The 15423-nt window shown below is 72.6% G+C and carries 17 protein-coding genes; 16 read left to right on the top strand and 1 reads right to left on the bottom strand.

The window, feature by feature from the left end; genetic code table 11:
• Positions 1 to 71: 71 nt before the first annotated feature.
• Positions 72 to 701, bottom strand: coding sequence for a metal ABC transporter ATP-binding protein (locus JOD51_RS08895; protein WP_204607923.1), 630 nt, complete (start codon positions 699 to 701; stop codon positions 72 to 74).
• A gap of 50 nt (positions 702 to 751) precedes the next feature.
• Between JOD51_RS08895 and aztB the strand changes: the two genes are divergently transcribed.
• The 16 genes from aztB to JOD51_RS08815 all read left to right on the top strand — a co-directional run bounded on the left by aztB (position 752) and on the right by JOD51_RS08815 (position 15413).
• The gene (gene aztB / locus JOD51_RS08890) at positions 752 to 1666 is read left to right on the top strand and encodes a zinc ABC transporter permease AztB (protein WP_204607922.1); all 915 of its coding nucleotides are present in this window, start codon (positions 752 to 754) and stop codon (positions 1664 to 1666) included.
• Complete coding sequence (locus tag JOD51_RS08885) at positions 1591 to 2802, top strand: ABC transporter (protein ID WP_239539820.1); 1212 nt, start codon at positions 1591 to 1593, stop codon at positions 2800 to 2802. The genes aztB and JOD51_RS08885 overlap by 76 nt, the downstream gene beginning before the upstream one ends.
• Positions 2799 to 3722 (top strand): zinc ABC transporter substrate-binding protein AztC, encoded by a 924-nt coding sequence (gene aztC, locus JOD51_RS08880; protein WP_372377871.1) that lies wholly within the window; start codon positions 2799 to 2801, stop codon positions 3720 to 3722. The genes JOD51_RS08885 and aztC overlap by 4 nt, the downstream gene beginning before the upstream one ends.
• A gap of 26 nt (positions 3723 to 3748) precedes the next feature.
• The gene (locus JOD51_RS08875; RefSeq protein WP_204607921.1) at positions 3749 to 4963 is read left to right on the top strand and encodes a hypothetical protein; all 1215 of its coding nucleotides are present in this window, start codon (positions 3749 to 3751) and stop codon (positions 4961 to 4963) included.
• Between the two features lie 181 nt (positions 4964 to 5144).
• Complete coding sequence (locus JOD51_RS08870) at positions 5145 to 5426, top strand: flagellar FlbD family protein (protein WP_204607920.1); 282 nt, start codon at positions 5145 to 5147, stop codon at positions 5424 to 5426.
• A gap of 1 nt (position 5427) precedes the next feature.
• Positions 5428 to 6240 (top strand): motility protein A, encoded by an 813-nt coding sequence (locus tag JOD51_RS08865; RefSeq protein WP_204607919.1) that lies wholly within the window; start codon positions 5428 to 5430, stop codon positions 6238 to 6240.
• 2 nt (positions 6241 to 6242) lie between these two features.
• Entirely contained in the window at positions 6243 to 7178 is a 936-nt protein-coding gene (locus JOD51_RS08860; RefSeq protein WP_204607918.1) for an OmpA/MotB family protein, read from the top strand.
• Between the two features lie 68 nt (positions 7179 to 7246).
• On the top strand, positions 7247 to 8128 hold the full coding sequence (locus tag JOD51_RS08855; protein WP_204607917.1) for a flagellar motor switch protein FliM: 882 nt from the start codon (positions 7247 to 7249) through the stop codon (positions 8126 to 8128).
• Positions 8125 to 8838, top strand: a complete 714-nt coding sequence (gene fliN, locus JOD51_RS08850; RefSeq protein WP_204607916.1) for a flagellar motor switch protein FliN — start codon at positions 8125 to 8127, stop codon at positions 8836 to 8838. Before JOD51_RS08855 ends, fliN begins: the two co-directional genes overlap by 4 nt.
• A 4-nt stretch (positions 8839 to 8842) precedes the next feature.
• Entirely contained in the window at positions 8843 to 9388 is a 546-nt protein-coding gene (locus tag JOD51_RS08845) for a FliO/MopB family protein (protein ID WP_204607915.1), read from the top strand.
• Positions 9385 to 10209: a flagellar type III secretion system pore protein FliP gene (gene fliP, locus JOD51_RS08840; RefSeq protein WP_204607914.1), complete on the top strand. Its 825-nt coding sequence runs from the start codon at positions 9385 to 9387 to the stop codon at positions 10207 to 10209. Before JOD51_RS08845 ends, fliP begins: the two co-directional genes overlap by 4 nt.
• A complete protein-coding gene (locus JOD51_RS08835; RefSeq protein ID WP_204607913.1) occupies positions 10206 to 10481 on the top strand; it encodes a flagellar biosynthetic protein FliQ in 276 nt (91 codons plus the stop codon). The genes fliP and JOD51_RS08835 overlap by 4 nt, the downstream gene beginning before the upstream one ends.
• The gene (locus JOD51_RS08830; RefSeq protein ID WP_204607912.1) at positions 10481 to 11242 is read left to right on the top strand and encodes a flagellar biosynthetic protein FliR; all 762 of its coding nucleotides are present in this window, start codon (positions 10481 to 10483) and stop codon (positions 11240 to 11242) included. The genes JOD51_RS08835 and JOD51_RS08830 overlap by 1 nt, the downstream gene beginning before the upstream one ends.
• A 4-nt stretch (positions 11243 to 11246) precedes the next feature.
• Positions 11247 to 12446: an EscU/YscU/HrcU family type III secretion system export apparatus switch protein gene (locus JOD51_RS08825; RefSeq protein WP_204607911.1), complete on the top strand. Its 1200-nt coding sequence runs from the start codon at positions 11247 to 11249 to the stop codon at positions 12444 to 12446.
• Entirely contained in the window at positions 12443 to 14497 is a 2055-nt protein-coding gene (locus JOD51_RS08820; protein ID WP_204607910.1) for a flagellar biosynthesis protein FlhA, read from the top strand. Before JOD51_RS08825 ends, JOD51_RS08820 begins: the two co-directional genes overlap by 4 nt.
• Positions 14472 to 15413, top strand: a complete 942-nt coding sequence (locus tag JOD51_RS08815) for a hypothetical protein (protein WP_204607909.1) — start codon at positions 14472 to 14474, stop codon at positions 15411 to 15413. The genes JOD51_RS08820 and JOD51_RS08815 overlap by 26 nt, the downstream gene beginning before the upstream one ends.
• The last annotated feature ends 10 nt before the right edge of the window (positions 15414 to 15423 follow it).

Here is a 15423-nt window from a genome sequence, read left to right as displayed (position 1 = left end):
CCCTTCCGCGGACCGGGGCGGGCGGCTGCCGCTGCGGTCGGGTCCCGGGTGACTCAGCGGGAGCGCGACGGTCAGTGCAGTCCGCCGTCGTGGAGGGTGAGCACGCGGTCCGCCGATGCCAGGGCAGCCGGTTCGTGGGCCGCGTGGACGACGACGACCCCGCGCTGCGCCTCGGCGGCGAGCGCGTCGAGCACCAGTCGGAGTGATCGGGCGTCGACGCCGGCGGTCGGTTCGTCGACCAGAAGGACCGGGGCGCGCTGGGCGAGGCCGGTCGCGACGAGGGTGCGTTGCCGTTGGCCGCCGGAGAGCTCGGCGAGCGGTCGGTCGGCGAGGTCGGCGAGTTCGAGTCGGTGCAGCTGTTCGTCGACGAGGTCACGGTCCCGGCGGCCGAGCGGACGCCACCAGGGGAGGGCGCCCCACCTGCCCATCGTGACGGTGGCGCGCACGGTGAGCGGTGGCCCGGGGTCTGGGACGGTCTGGGCGACGTGCGCGACCCGGCCCGGTGTGGTGCCGCTGACCCGTCCCTCGGCGGTGGGCAGGGTGCCGGCGACGGCTTCGAGCAGGGTGGACTTGCCCGAGCCGTTCGCGCCGGCGACGACCGTGACGGTGCCGGCGTCGAAGTGCGCGTCGGTGCGGTGCAGGACGGACCGGGGGCCGCGGCGGACGGTGACCGCGTGCAGTCGGACGGGCTCGTGGGGCATCTGAGGAGACTATCAGTAAGGAGAATCGTTTTCATGTAGCGTTCGGGACCGTGACCTGGCTGACCGATCCCTTCTCCGTCGACTTCATGCTCCGAGCCCTCGCCGCCGGGGCGACCGCCGCGGTGCTCTGCGCGGTCGTCGGCACGTGGGTGCTCGTGCGGGGGATGGCGTTCCTCGGCGAGGCGCTCGCACACGGCATGCTCCCCGGGGTCGCGGTCGCCACGCTGACCGGTGCGCCGGCGGTCCTCGGCGCCGCGGTCAGTGCCGGCGTGATGGTGCTCGGCGTGCAGGCGCTCCGTCGACGTCGCGGACTGTCGGTCGACACCGCGATCGGACTGCTCTTCGTCGGCATGCTCGCGCTCGGGGTGATCATCGTGTCCGGGTCGCGCTCCTTCGCCACCGACGTCACCGCGATCCTGTTCGGCGACGTGCTGGCCGTGACCGTCACCGACGTCGTCACACTGACCGTCGCGGCTGCCGTCGCCCTGGTCGTCACGGGCCTGTTCCACCGGTCCTTCACCGCCACCGCCTTCGACCCGCGGAAAGCCCGCACGCTGGGGCTGCGCCCCCGGCTGGCGGAGGTGGTCCTCGTCGCCCTGGTGACCCTCGCGGTCGTGGCCTCGTACCGCGCCGTCGGCACGCTCCTGGTCGTCGGACTGCTGCTGGCTCCCGCGGCCGCCGCCCGGGCCTGGACCCGCGGCACCGCCCAGACGATGGTGCTCGGCGCGGCCCTCGGGGTCGCGGCGGTCACCACCGGGCTCCTCGTCTCGTGGCACGCCGGCACTGCAGCCGGAGCGAGCATCGCCCTCGTCGCGATCGTCGCCGTGGCCGCCTCGCACGGACTCCGCCGTGCCGTCCAGCTCCTCGTCCCGAACCCCCGGAAGGAACCATGCACCACCTCCGCACCCACCCCGGCCGGATCGTCGGCCCGGCGTCCCTCGGCGTCGCAGCCACGCTCCTCCTGACCGCCTGCTCCCCGTCCGGTCCCCCCGTGGCGGAGCGCGGAGCGTCGTCGTCCGCGCCAGCAGCCCCGCACGGCTTCGTCGCCGGCGCCACCGAATCCGCCGAACCCCAGCTCCGGCTGGTCGTGGCGGACACCGACGGGCGGGTCGCGCTGCACGACCTGCTCACGGGGGAGTCCGACGAGCTCGACGCCGTCCCCGCACCGCGGCACGCGGCGACCGACGGACGCTTCCTCGTCACCAGTGACGGTTCCGGCTCCACGATCGTCGACGGTGGCTCGTGGACGGTCGACCACGGTGACCACACGCACTACTACGACGCCTCCGCCCGCGTCGTCGGCTCGCTCGACACGGGCGGCCCCCTGACGGTGGCGTCCGCCGAGACCGTCACGACCGTGGCGTGGCCGGACTCGGGGACCGCCGTCGCGCTCGACCGGGCTGCACTCGGCCAGGGGGAGGTCCGTCTCACCGCGACCGTCGACGGCGCGGGGGTGCTCCTGCCGCTCGGCCCGTCACTCGTCGCCGGCGACGCCGAGCGGGACCGCGTCGAGGTGCTCGCCGGTGACGGGCGGTCGACCGGCGTCGGAGCCGACTGCACCGACCCCGCGGGTGGCATCACGACCCGCGTCGGCGCCGTGGTCGGGTGTGCCGACGGTGCCGTCCTCGTGACCGAGGACCCCGACGGTGGTGACCCCGTCGTCGAGATGATCGCTGCGCCAGCCGGTCTGCCGCGCGCGACCGACTTCGCGAACCGCACCGGTCGGCCGACGGTCGCCGCGCTCGCGGGGGACACCGGGTACTGGCTCCTCGACACACGCGAGCGCGCCTGGGAGCACGTCCCGACCGAGCGTCCGCTCGCGCAGGTGGTCGCGGTCGACGACGCCGACGAGCACGTCGTCGCCCTCGACGCGGACGGGAGGATCGTGGTCTGGTCCGACGGGCAGCGGCACCGGGTCGAGACCGGACCGCTGGTCACACCTGCCGCCGACGCCACGCTGCAGCTCGACGCGCAGCGCGCCTACCTGGCGGACCCGGCGCGGTCCGTCGTGCACGAGATCGACTTCGCCGACGACGCACGCCTCGCCCGGTCGATCGACGTCCCGGTCCGCCCCGACGTCCTCGCCGAGGTCGGCCGGTGACCCGGGTCCTGCGCGCCGCCCTCGCCACCGCCGCGGTGCTCGCGACGCTCGGAGCCGCGGGGTGCACCGCCGCCGGCGGGGGCGACCGACCGCTCGTCGTCGTCACCACGAACATCCTCGGCGACGTCGTCGAGCAGGTCGTCGGCGAGAGCGCGGACGTCGAGGTGCTGATGCCCGCGGGTGCCGACCCGCACTCGTTCGAGGTCTCCGCCCAGCAGGCCGCGCGGATGCGTGCCGCCGACCTCGTGGTCGAGAACGGTCTCGGGCTCGAGGAGGGGGTGGCTCGGCACGTCCGGGCAGCCGAGACCGACGGCGCCCGGGTGTTCACCGCAGGGGACGCGATCGACGTGCTCGAGTGGACCACCGAGGACGCCAGCGGACCGGACCCGCACTTCTGGACCGACCCGGCGCGGATGCGGGCCGTCGTCGACGCACTCGGAACCGAGCTGCACGACGTCCCCGGGCTCGACGACGCCCGGCTCGACACGGCGCTGGACGACTACCGCGACGACCTGACCGACCTCGACCAGGACATGACAGCGGCCTTCGCGGCGCTGCCGGAGGACCGCCGGGCGCTCGTGACGAACCACCACGTCTTCGGCTACCTCGCCGACCGGTTCGACTTCCGCGTCGTCGGAGCGGTGATCCCGAGCGGGACGACGCTGGCGTCCCCGAGTGCCGCCGACCTCCGTGACCTGGCCACGGCGATCGAGGACGCCGGCGTGCCCACGGTCTTCGTCGACGCCTCGCAACCGGCCCGACTCGCCGAGGTGCTGGCGGACGAGGTCGACGTCCACGTCCGGATCCGGTCCCTCGCCACGGAGTCGCTCAGCGCCGAGGGTCAGGGCGCCGCGACGTACCTGGAGATGATGCGGTCGAACACCGCGGCGATCGTGGACGGCCTGTCGGTTCGCAAATGAGAATGAGAATCAATACAGTGTCGACCATGACGACGAAACGACTCCTCGCACCGGCCGTACTGCTCGGCGCGACCGCCCTGCTCCTCACCGGTTGCGCCAGCGCCGACCGTCCGGCGGGCACCCGCGCCACGGACACCGCGACCACCGACCGCACGAGCACCGACACCGGCCACCGCGTCACGCTGACCGTCGACGGCGGCCTGCTCGTCCTCGACCAGGACCTGCACGTCGTCGGCGAGCACGACGTCGACGGCTTCACCCGCGTCAACCCGGCCGGCGACGACCGGCACGTCCTGGTGACCGTCCCCGAGGGCTTCCGCGTCCTCGACACCGCCGCCGGCACGACCGGTGACACGGCCCTGACCGACCTCACGTTCCCAGCGGACACCGGCGGACACGTCGTCGTGCACGGTGACCGAACTGCGCTGTTCGCCGACGGCTCGGGCGACGTGACGACCTTCGACACCGCCGACCTCGGCACCGCCGTCGCGTCGGGGGAGCTGCCGGAGGCCGACACGACCGAGTCCGAGGCCGCCCACCACGGCGTCGCGATCGAGCTCGAGGACGGCACGCTCCTCACCACGATCGGCACCGAGGAGTCCCGCTCCGGCGTCCGTGCGCTCGATGCCGACGGGCAGGAGACCGTCCGCAGCGAGGAGTGCCCCGACGTGCACGGTGAGGGCGCGGTGGCCGACGAGGTCGCCGTCTTCGGCTGCAGCGACGGTGCGCTCGTGTACCGGGACGGGGCCTTCGAGAAGCTCGACGCACCGACCGAGTACGGCCGCAGCGGCAACCTGTTCACGACCGAGACGTCGAGCATCGCCGTGGGTGACTTCAACGACGACCCGGACGCCGAGGGGTACCTGCTCCACCAGGTCGCCCTCGTCGACGCGGCAGCCGGCGAGTACCGGGTCGCGGACCTGCCCGACGGCGTCGGCTTCACCTTCCGTGACCTGGCCCGTGGCCCCGGCGACTCGGCGGTCGTCCTCGGCAGCGACGGCGCCCTGCACGTCCTCGACGAGGAGACCGGGAAGTCCCTCGACACCGTCCCGGTGATCGACGCGTGGGAGGGACCGGCCGAGTGGCAGGACGCCCACCCCGCGCTGGAGGTCGTCGACGGCATCGCCTACGTCACCGACCCGGCGGAGCGCCGCGTCACCGCGGTGGACCTCGAGACCGGCGACGTCGTCGCGACGAGCGAACGCCTGCCGGGCGTCCCGAACGAGATCGCGGTCGTCTGACCCACGACCCGACCACCTGACGGACGGGAGGCCCGTGGTGACACCGCCACGGGCCTCCCGTCCGTCCACGCGCTTACGGACCGGACGCCTCCGCCGATAGTGCGCACTGACCACCCACGGACGGGCGGTCGAACACCTGCCCCACGGACGGCGGCGGGTCGATCGAGAACCAGGACGGGCCATGATCGTCGTCACACGACTGAACGGCAGCGGATTCGCTGTGAACCCCGATCTCGTGGAGCGCATCCAGGAGACGCCGGACACGACGCTCATCATGGTCGACGGGGCGAAGTACATCGTCCGCGAGTCGTTGGCCGAGGTCATCGACCGCATCGCCGCGTACCGGGCCCGCATCGTGAGCATGGCGTACGGCACCGACCTGCCCGTCGGCCGGGACGCCACCGGCCCGCAGCCGGTCCTCGCCCCGGTCGCGCCGCTCCGCACGCAGGACGGGGGTCGCTGACGTGGACATCGCGACCATCATCGGGATCCTCCTGGCCTTCGGCGCCCTCTTCGGCATGATCGAGATGGAGCACGTCGAGCTCGGCGGGCTGTTCCTGCCGGCGCCGATCCTGCTCGTGTTCGGTGCCACCATCGGCGCCGGCATCGCCAGCACCACGCTGAAGGACGCCCTCTCGGCGTTCAAGTCCGCCCCGAAGGCGTTCACCGGCAAGGTCACCCCGCCGCAGGCCGTCATCGACGACGTCGTCGGGCTCGCCGAGACCGCCCGGTCCAACGGCCTGCTCGCCCTCGAGCAGGAGGCCGACAAGCACGACGACCCGTTCATGAAGAAGGCGCTGCAGAACATCGCGGACGGCACCGACGGCGACGAACTCCGGATCCTGCTCGAGGACGAGATCGAGTCGAACGCGGCACCGATGCGGAGTGCGAGCTCGTTCTTCATGGGGCTCGGCGGCTTCGCCCCGACGGTCGGCATCATCGGCACCGTCGTCTCGCTCACCCACGTGCTGGCGAACCTCGGCAAGCCGGACGAACTCGGCCCGCTCATCGCCAGCGCCTTCGTGGCGACCCTCTGGGGCCTGCTCACCGCGAACTTCCTGTGGTTGCCGATCGGCGGCAAGCTGCGGAAGCTCGCACAGCTCGAGTCGGACCGGCAGACGCTGCTGATGGAGGGCCTCCTGGCCGTGCAGGCGGGCAGTCAGCCGCGTCTCCTCGGCGAGCGTCTCACCGCGATGGTCCCGCCGAGCGCGCGCGGTGCCTCGGGCAAGGGCGCGAAGGCGAAGGCCGGCGCCGACGACCAGCAGCTGGCGGCCTGAGCATGAGCGCCAACCCCCGCGGCCGTGGTCGCGGTCGCGGTCGGAAGCAGGGCGGCCACGACGAGGCCGAACACCCCGACGAGCGCTGGATGGCGTCGTACATGGACATGATCACGGTGCTCATGTGCATGTTCCTGGTGCTGTTCGCGATGTCGACCGTCGACCAGGAGAAGTACATCGCCCTGAAGAACTCGCTCGCCACCGGGTTCGGCGAGGTGACGTCGCAGAAGGTCGACACCGCCTCGGGCACCGTCGTCACGAAGGACCAGGTCGAGGACGGTTCCGGCTACTCGGTCGACAAGGCCCAGGCCGACCACTCCACCGCGGCGTCGGGCACGAAGGACACCAACGTCGACCCGGCCTCGACCGTCGTCCCGGCGACCGCGACCAAGGCGGACATGAAGGCGGCGCAGGCCGAACTCGACGACCTGAAGGCCATCGAAGCGGCGATCAAGGGCAACCTCGACAAGGCCGGGCAGTCCACGAACGTGCAGTTCACGGTCGACGCGCGCGGCCTCACCGTCCGGCTGATCGGCAGCGAGACGTACTTCGGCACGAACAGCGCCGACCTGTCCGACCAGGCGAAGCGGATCATGGACGCCATCGCCCCGGTCCTCCGCGGTGCCGACCACGACGTCAGCGTCGAGGGCCACGCCGACAGCCGGAACTCCACCGCCCCGTACGCCACGAACTGGGAGCTCAGTGCCGCCCGCGCCACCGGGGTGCTCCGCGACCTGGTCGAACGCGGCAGCATGCCGGCCGCCCGGATCCAGTCCGTCGGCTTCGGCTCCAGCCGGCCGCTCGCGAAGGGCAGCACGGACCAGGACCTCGCGCTCAACCGCCGGGTCGACATCGTGGTCCTGTCGAACGCCGACCAGGACGTCAGCGCCCTGATGCCGACCCTGGCGAAGGCGCAGGACGGAGCCCGTTCCGGGTAGGCACGACCGTCGCCCCAGAAGAGGGGCCAGAGCTGACGGGCGCCCTCCGGCGGCCGAGAGTACGACTCGTGACCGAGACCCTGACCGCGCCCGAGGTGTACGACTTCGCGCGCCCGTCGACGCTCGCTCGTGAGCACGCCCGGGTCCTGGAACTCGCCTTCGAGACGTTCGCCCGCCAGTGGGGCACGCAGCTGACCGCCAAGGTCCGTGTGCTCAGCCAGGTCACGTGCGAGCAGGTCGCGATGATGACCTACGACGAGTACGCCGCGTCGCTGCCCGCCCTCACCGGCATGGTGCTGCTGCCCATCGAGGGCGTCCCCGCCAAGGGCGTGCTGCAGGTCCCGCTCGACGCCGCCCTGACCTGGGTCTCGCACTCGCTCGGCGCCTCGAAGCCGCTGCCGACGCCCGAGCGCACCTTCACGCCGATCGAGCAGGCCCTCGTGCGCCGCCTGGTCGAGGACGCGCTCGACGACCTCCGCTACTCGCTCGGCGGGCTGCTCGACCAGACCGTCACCGCCGGCGCCTTCCAGTTCAACAGCCAGTTCGCCCAGGCCGCGCAGAAGTCCGACCTGATGATCGTCGCGTCCTTCGAGATCCGCGTGGGGGAGCGCGTCGCCGCCAGTACCCTCGCGCTGCCCGCCGAGGCCGTCCTGCCGCAGCTCGTCGACCGGCCCGCCGACGTCTCCACCGCCGACGCGAAGGCCCTGCTCGACGCCCAGCTCGCGTCGGTGCCGGTCGGCGTCTCGCTCCGCTTCGCCCCGGCCACCGTGCTGCCCGCGCAGGTCCTCGGCCTCGCCGTCGGCGACGTCCTGCCGCTGCCGCACCCGCAGCACCGCCCGCTCACCATCTCCGTCGACGGTGAACCCGTCGGCACCGCCGCCGTCGGCGCGAACGGCTCGCGGCTCGCGGGCGTCGTCGTCACCACCACCGCATCGGAGCCGTCCGCATGACCGCCGTCACCTCAACGCTGCACACGACCGCCGCCGAGGCGCTCGCCAGCGCGCTGCCCACCGCCGTCCCGCTCGTCGCCGTCGCCCAGCCGGGAGGCCCGTCCCCCGACCTGCAGGCACGTGCCGCCGACGCCGTGGTCGCCTCCTTCGTCGGTGGCGTCTCCGCGGACCTCGCCGTGGTGCTGCTCGACCTGGCCGCGATCACCGCCGCGGGCGGCGTCGACTCCGGGCTCGTGTCCGTCGCCGACGTGCTCCGCCCGTCCCTCGAGGCCGCGGTCGCCCCGCTCGGCGCCGGTGTGCTCGGCGAGGGCCGCCGCGACTCAGCCGTCGCGCTCGTCGCCGACCCGGAGGCCGTGGTGTTCGCCCTCACCGCCGCCGGGCAGCCGATGGGCTGGGTCGCGATCCGGATCCGCGAGAACGGCACCGTCGCCGAACCGGTCGCGGTCGCCCCCGTCCTGACCACCGGCAACCTCGGCCGCATCAACAGCGTCGAGATGACCCTCACCGTCGAGATCGGCCGCACCCGGATGTCCGTCCGCGACGTGCTCGGCATGGAGCCCGGCGCCGTCGTCGAACTCGACCGCTCAGCCGGCGCCCCCGCCGACGTGCTCCTCAACGGCCGGCTCATCGCCCACGGCGAGGTCGTCGTCGTCGACCAGGACTACGCCGTCCGCATCACCAAGATCCTCGACGTCGCCGAGACGGTCTGACCCGGTGGACACGCTCGTCATCGCGCTCCGCGTCGCGCTCTCCCTCGGCGTGGTGCTCGCCCTCATGTGGGTGCTGCACCGACGCATGCAGAAGGGGCAGTTCGGCGCGGGCCGCACCCGGGGGCGCCGTTCGGCGTCGCTCGAGGTCGTCGCCCGCCAGGGCATCGGCGGCAAGGCGAGCGTCGTCGTGGTCGACGTCGACGGGGAGCGGCTCGTCCTCGGCGTGGCCGAGCACGGCGTGACCCTCCTCACGAGCGGCCAGGCGCCGGCGCCGGAGCTCACGATCGTGACGGGTCCGGTCGCGCTGCCGACGGCGGACGCGTTCCGTGCGGAACTGGACCGGCACGACGGGGGTGTGACGGGCCTCCCGTCCGACGCCGCTGCAGCGACCGCGACCGACGTCGCCCTGCCGCTGCGGCCGCGCGGCCGCCGTGCCGCGCCGCGCACCACCTCGGTCGTCCCGACCGCCGCGCAGCTGCAGGGCTCCGTCCTCTCCGCGGACACCTGGCGCCAGGCCGCGTCGGCACTCCGCTCCCGGCGGACCGGGTGAGCGCGGCCCGCACGGGTCGGCTCCTGCTGCTCGTCCTGCTCGGCGTCACCGTCGTCGCCGGGTACCTCATGCTCACCACGACCGGCGCGCACGCTGCCGGGGTCGTCCAGCCCACCGCTCCGGCGGCGCCGACCGCCCCGGCGACGCCGTCCACCGGCGGCTTCAGCGTCGACGTGAACGGCCCCGACGGCACGCCGTCCTCGGCCGTCGTCACCCTCATCGGGATCACGCTGCTCAGCGTCGCCCCGGCGCTGCTGCTCATGATGACGTCGTTCACGAAGATCTTCGTCGTCCTCGCGATGACCCGGAACGCACTCGGCCTGCAGTCGATCCCGCCGAACCAGGTGATCGCCGGACTCGCGCTGTTCCTGTCGCTCTTCGTGATGGCGCCGGTGATCGGACACGTCAACGACGACGCCCTGCAGCCGTACCTGGCCGGGCACCTCGACTTCCAGCAGGCCGTCGAGATCGGCACCAAGCCGCTCCGGACGTTCATGCTGCACCAGACCCGTGACGAGGACGTCGCGCTCATCACCCGGGCCGCCGGTCAGGCGAACCCGGAGCACATGAGCGACGTGCCGATGACCACGGTGATCCCGGCGTTCATCATCTCCGAGCTCCGCAGCGCGTTCATCATCGGGTTCGTCATCTTCATCCCGTTCCTGGTCATCGACCTCGTCGTCTCCGCGGCGCTCATGTCGATGGGCATGATGATGCTCCCGCCGGTGATGATCTCGCTGCCGTTCAAGATCCTGCTGTTCGTGCTGGTCGACGGCTGGGGGCTCATCATCACCTCGCTCATCGAGAGCTACCACCTGTGAACCAGCAGGCGGTCATCGACCTCACCCTCCAGGCGCTCCTCGTCGCGGGGAAGCTCGCCGCGCCCGTGCTCGTCACCTCGCTCGTCGTCGGGTTCGCGATCTCGCTGTTCCAGTCCGTGACGCAGATCCAGGAGGTCACGCTCTCGTTCGTGCCGAAGGCCCTGGCCGTCGCCATCGCCCTGGTCGTCTGCGGCAACTGGATGATCTCCGAGATGATCGCGTTCACCCACGTGGCGTTCGACATGATCCCGAAACTGCTCGGGAGCGGCTGATGGACCTGTTCGTCGACGCCGCCCGACTCGAGGGCACGATGCTCGCCGGGGTCCGGCTCGTCGCGTTCTTCGTCGTCGCGCCGCCGTTCTCGTACAAGGCGTTCCCCGGCGTCGTGAAGGTGATCCTCGGCCTGGGGCTCGCGATCGGTGTCGCTCCGAAGGTCACCGCCGGGTACGAGCAGCTCGACACGGCCGCCTTCCTGGTCGCCCTCGTCACCCAGCTGCTCGTCGGCCTGGTGCTGGGCTTCATGGTGTACCTGGTGTTCGCGGCCGTGCAGTCCGCGGGTGCCCTCGTCGACCTGTTCGGCGGGTTCACGCTCGCGCAGGCGTACGACCCGCAGTCCCAGGTGAACGGCGCACAGTTCACCCGGCTGTTCCAGATGGCGTCGCTCGCGCTGCTGTTCGCCTCGGGCGGGTACCAGCTGATCATCGGCGGGCTCGTCCGCTCGTTCGACGGTGTGCCGCTCGTGGACGGCCGGTTCCCGATCGACGGCGTCGCACCGATGCTCGTCGCCGCGTTCGGGCAGATGTTCCTCGCCGCACTGCAGATCGCCGGACCGCTCGTCGTCGTCCTGTTCCTGGCCGACGTCGGTCTCGGGCTCCTGACCCGTGTCGCCCCCGCGCTCAACGCGTTCCAGATGGGCTTCCCGATCAAGATCGGCCTCACCGTCCTGTTCGCCGGCGCGCTGTTCATGGCGCTGCCGAGCGTGGTGTCCTCGCTCACCGGCGACGCCGTCCAGGCGATCACGGGCAGGGGGTGACGACGTGTCCGACAGCGGAGAACGCTCCGAGCAGGCATCCGACAAGCGGATGCGCGAGGTGCACCGGAAGGGGCAGCTCGGACGGTCGCAGGACCTCAGCGCGTGGATCGGCATCGCCGTCGCCGCGCTGATGATCCCGTCGACCATCGGGCACGCCTCGGCCGCCGGACAGCAGCAGCTGCACGCCGTGACGCTCGTCATCGCGGACCCGAGCATCGGCACCCTGCGCCAGGTGCTCGACGACGCCCTCGCCTCGATCGGCAGCACGGTCGGACCGATGCTCGCCGTCGTCGCGGTCGCGGTGCTCGCGGTCGCGGTCGCGCAGGGCGGCGTCCACATCAAGAAGCTCACCCCCGAGCCGGACCACTTCGACCCGGTGGCCGGCGTCAAGCGGGTCTTCGGCACCCAGGCGCTCTGGAACGGGCTGAAGGCACTGCTGAAGACCGCGGTCGTCGGCCTCGTGCTGTGGTTCGCCGTCCAGGGACTCGTCCCCGTCCTCATGTCGAGCGGGTCCCTGCCGCTGACGAGCGTCCTCGAGGCCGCCGGCGCCGGCGCCGGCACCCTGCTCCGGGCCGCGATCGCCGCCGGGCTCGTCCTCGCCGCCCTCGACGTGTTCGTGGTCGTCCGCCGGAACCGCAAGCGCACGATGATGACCAAGCGCGAGGTCAAGGACGAGAACAAGCAGGCCGAGGGTGACCCGCTCGTGAAGTCGCAGCGCCGCTCCCGCCAGCTCGCCGCCAGCCGGAACCGGATGATCGCCGCGATCGGCACCGCCGACGTCGTGATGACCAACCCGACGCACTACGCGGTCGCGATCCGGTACCAGGCCGGCAAGTCCGCGCCCCGGGTCGTCGCGAAGGGCGCCGGTCCGGTCGCCGACGCCATCCGGCAGAAGGCCACCGAGGAGCGCGTGCCGATGGTGCAGGACATCCCGCTCACCCGGGCACTGCACGCCGCGTGCGAGCTCGGCCAGGAGATCCCCGTCGACCTCTACACGCCCGTCGCCCGTGTCCTGTCCTTCGTCATGACGCTCGCCGCCCGCGGGGCCACCGCCGGCACCCACACCCCGCCCCGTCCCACCACCCCGGAGGAGGTCGCCACCGTGCTCGACCCGACCACGCTCAGCGGCGACGTCCGCCCCCGGAAGCTCCGGACCCCGCGTCCCGTCACCGACCACACTCCCGGAGAGGCCCTCCCCGCATGAAGCGCGCCGACCTGCCGAAGTTCGCCGTCCCGGTGCTCATCGTCGGCATCATCCTGCTGCTGATCCTGCCGGTGCCGCCGTTCCTGCTGGACGTCCTGATCATCTGCAACATCCTGCTCGCGCTGGTGATCCTGCTCACGACGCTGTTCGTCAAGAAGCCGCTCGACTTCTCGGTGTTCCCGTCGCTGCTGCTCGTCGCGACGCTGTTCCGGCTCGGGCTGAACGTCGCCTCGACCCGGCTCGTGCTCGCACAGGGCTTCGCGGGCGACGTCATCCAGGCGTTCGGGCACGTCGCCGTCGCCGGTTCGGTCATCATCGGCGCGGTGATCTTCCTCATCCTCGTGGTGATCCAGTTCGTCGTCGTCACGAAGGGCGCCGAGCGCGTCGCCGAGGTCGGCGCACGCTTCACCCTCGACGCGATGCCCGGCAAGCAGATGGCGATCGACGCCGACCTCAACGCCGGACTCATCACCGACGTGCAGGCCAAGGAACGGCGTGCCGCGGTGTCCGCCGAGGCCGACTTCTACGGCGCGATGGACGGTGCGTCGAAGTTCGTCAAGGGCGACGCGATCGCCGGCATCCTGATCCTCGTCATCAACCTGGTCGGCGGCATCGCGATCGGCATGCTGCAGAACGGCATGTCGATCACCGACGCCCTGTCGCACTACGGCATCCTCACCATCGGCGACGGCCTGGTGTCGCAGATCCCCGCGCTCCTGATGGCCGTGTCGACCGGCATGATCGTCACCCGTTCCGGCGCCGAGTCCGACATCGGCACCTCGGCGTCCGACCAGCTCTCGCAGTCCCGCACCGCGCTGATGATCGCCGGCGCCGCCGCGATCGCGATGGGGTTCATCCCCGGCATGCCGATCCTGCCGTTCCTGCTCATCGGCGCGACGCTGCTGTTCACCGGGTGGCGGATCGGCCAGAACGCCAAGCGCGCCGCCGCCACGGCCGCCGAGCAGCAGGCACGCGAGGCCGCCGCACCCACCAGCGACACCCCCGAGGACCTGCTCGAGCAGATGCGCGTGCACGCCCTCGAGATCCTGCTCGCCCCCGACCTCGTCGACATGGTCTCCGGCGCCTCCGACGACCTGCTCGGTCGGGTCCGGGCACTCCGCCGGAAGATCGCGGTCGACATGGGCATCGTCGTGCCGCCGGTCCGCACCCGCGACAGCATCGACCTGCCGCCCGCGACTTACGCCATCCGCATCGCCGGGGTGGAGGCCGGCCGCGGCACCGCCCCCGCCCGCAGCGTCCTGGCCCTCGGCGAGCAGCTCGACGGCCTGCCCGGCGACCCCACCGTCGAGCCCGTGTTCGGCCTGGCCGGCAAGTGGGTCCCCGCGGAACTCCGGCACGCCGCCGAGATGACCGGCGCGACCGTCATCGACCGGGTGTCCGTGCTCGTCACCCACCTGCAGGCCGTCATCGGTGACAACGCCGCCCGACTGCTCACCCGCGAGGACGTCAAGGTCCTGACCGAGGGCGTCAAGCAGGTCAACCCCGCCGCCGTCGAGGAGCTCGTCCCCGGCATGCTCTCGATGGCGGAACTGCAGCGCGTCCTGCAGGGGCTGCTCGCCGAGCGGGTGCCGATCAACGACCTCGGCCGCATCTGCGAGGCACTGACCCTCCGCGCGAAGGTCTCCACCGATCCGGAGGGCCTGGTCGAGTCCGCACGCGCCGCACTCGGCCCGGTGCTCGCCGCCCGACACCTCGACGGCACCGTGCTCCGGGTCGTCATGATCGACCCGGTGCTCGAACAGGCGATGCTCGAGGGACTCCGACCGTCCGAGCAGGGCAGCCAGATCCTGCTCGACGCACACCGCATCGAACAGGTGCTCGGCTCCGTCCGGGACGCGGTCCGCGCCGTCGAGGACCAGGGGCTCTCCGCCGTCCTGGTCTGCGCCCCACAGCTCCGCCCGGCCGTGCACCGCATGGTGTCCGCGCAGGCGAACGGCCTGCCGGTGCTGTCGTACCAGGAGGCCACCGCCGCGGGCTCCACCATCGAGACCGTGGGGGTGGTCCGTGCCGCCGATCCGATCGCAGCGTAGCGGCGCCACGCTCGACGAGGTCCGCGCCGGCGTCCTCGCCGAGTTCGGCCCCGGCGCCCGCATCGTCTCCGCCGAACGCGTCACCAGCGGTGGGGTCGCCGGGCTGTTCCGGAAGGCCCACGTCGAGGCCGTCATCGAGGTCCCCGATCCGCTCGACCCGCCGACCGCGCGCGTCGCCATCGCGTCCTCGCCGGCGAAGCGGGTCGGGATCGCGGCGCTCCTCGCCGACGCCGAGGCGGCCGAGTCCCGCATCGCCCGGACCGACGGCACCGCGGACGCCCGTGCGGACGCCTTCGCGTCCGTCCTCGACGGCTTCGCCTCCGACGGACTGGCCCCGCCGCGTCGGGCCGCCGGCCGACCTGCGCCGGGCGAGCCGGGCCTCCCGTCCGCGACCGACGGATCCGTCGCGACCGTCACCAGCCTGCCGGGAGGCCCGGACACCGATCCGTGGGTCGACCTGCGTACCGAACTGCTCGCCCCCGGCACGACCGTGCCGACCCCCGCCCCGCCACCTGCACCAGCCGTCCGGTCGGCGGACGGCGACCTCGTCCTGCTGGTCGGCCGCGCGACCGACGTGGACGCCGCCGCCGGGGTCTTCGCGAACCGGCACGGACTGCGGGCGACGGCCGCCTCGGACCGGCGGAGCGGGATCCTCGCCCGCGCCGACGCGGTCCGGGACGGCGTGGCGCTGCTCGCGGTCGCCGCGTGGACCGACGTGGCGACCACCGCGTCGCTCGCGCCGGACCAGGTGTGGGTCGTCGTCGACGTCGGACGGAAGCACGAGGACGCCGTCGCCATGCTGACCGCCGTGGTCGAGGTCGGGGTCCCCATCGCCGGCGTCCTGGCCATCGGTGCCGAGGAGACCAGCACCCCGGAGACCGTCCGCCGACTCGGGGTCCCGGTCCGCACGCTCTGACCGGCGCTAG

It is taken from the genome of Curtobacterium herbarum (genome assembly GCF_016907335.1).
Taxonomy (GTDB): Bacteria; Actinomycetota; Actinomycetes; order Actinomycetales; family Microbacteriaceae; genus Curtobacterium; species Curtobacterium herbarum.
This window is presented reverse-complemented; position numbering and strand designations above follow the sequence as displayed.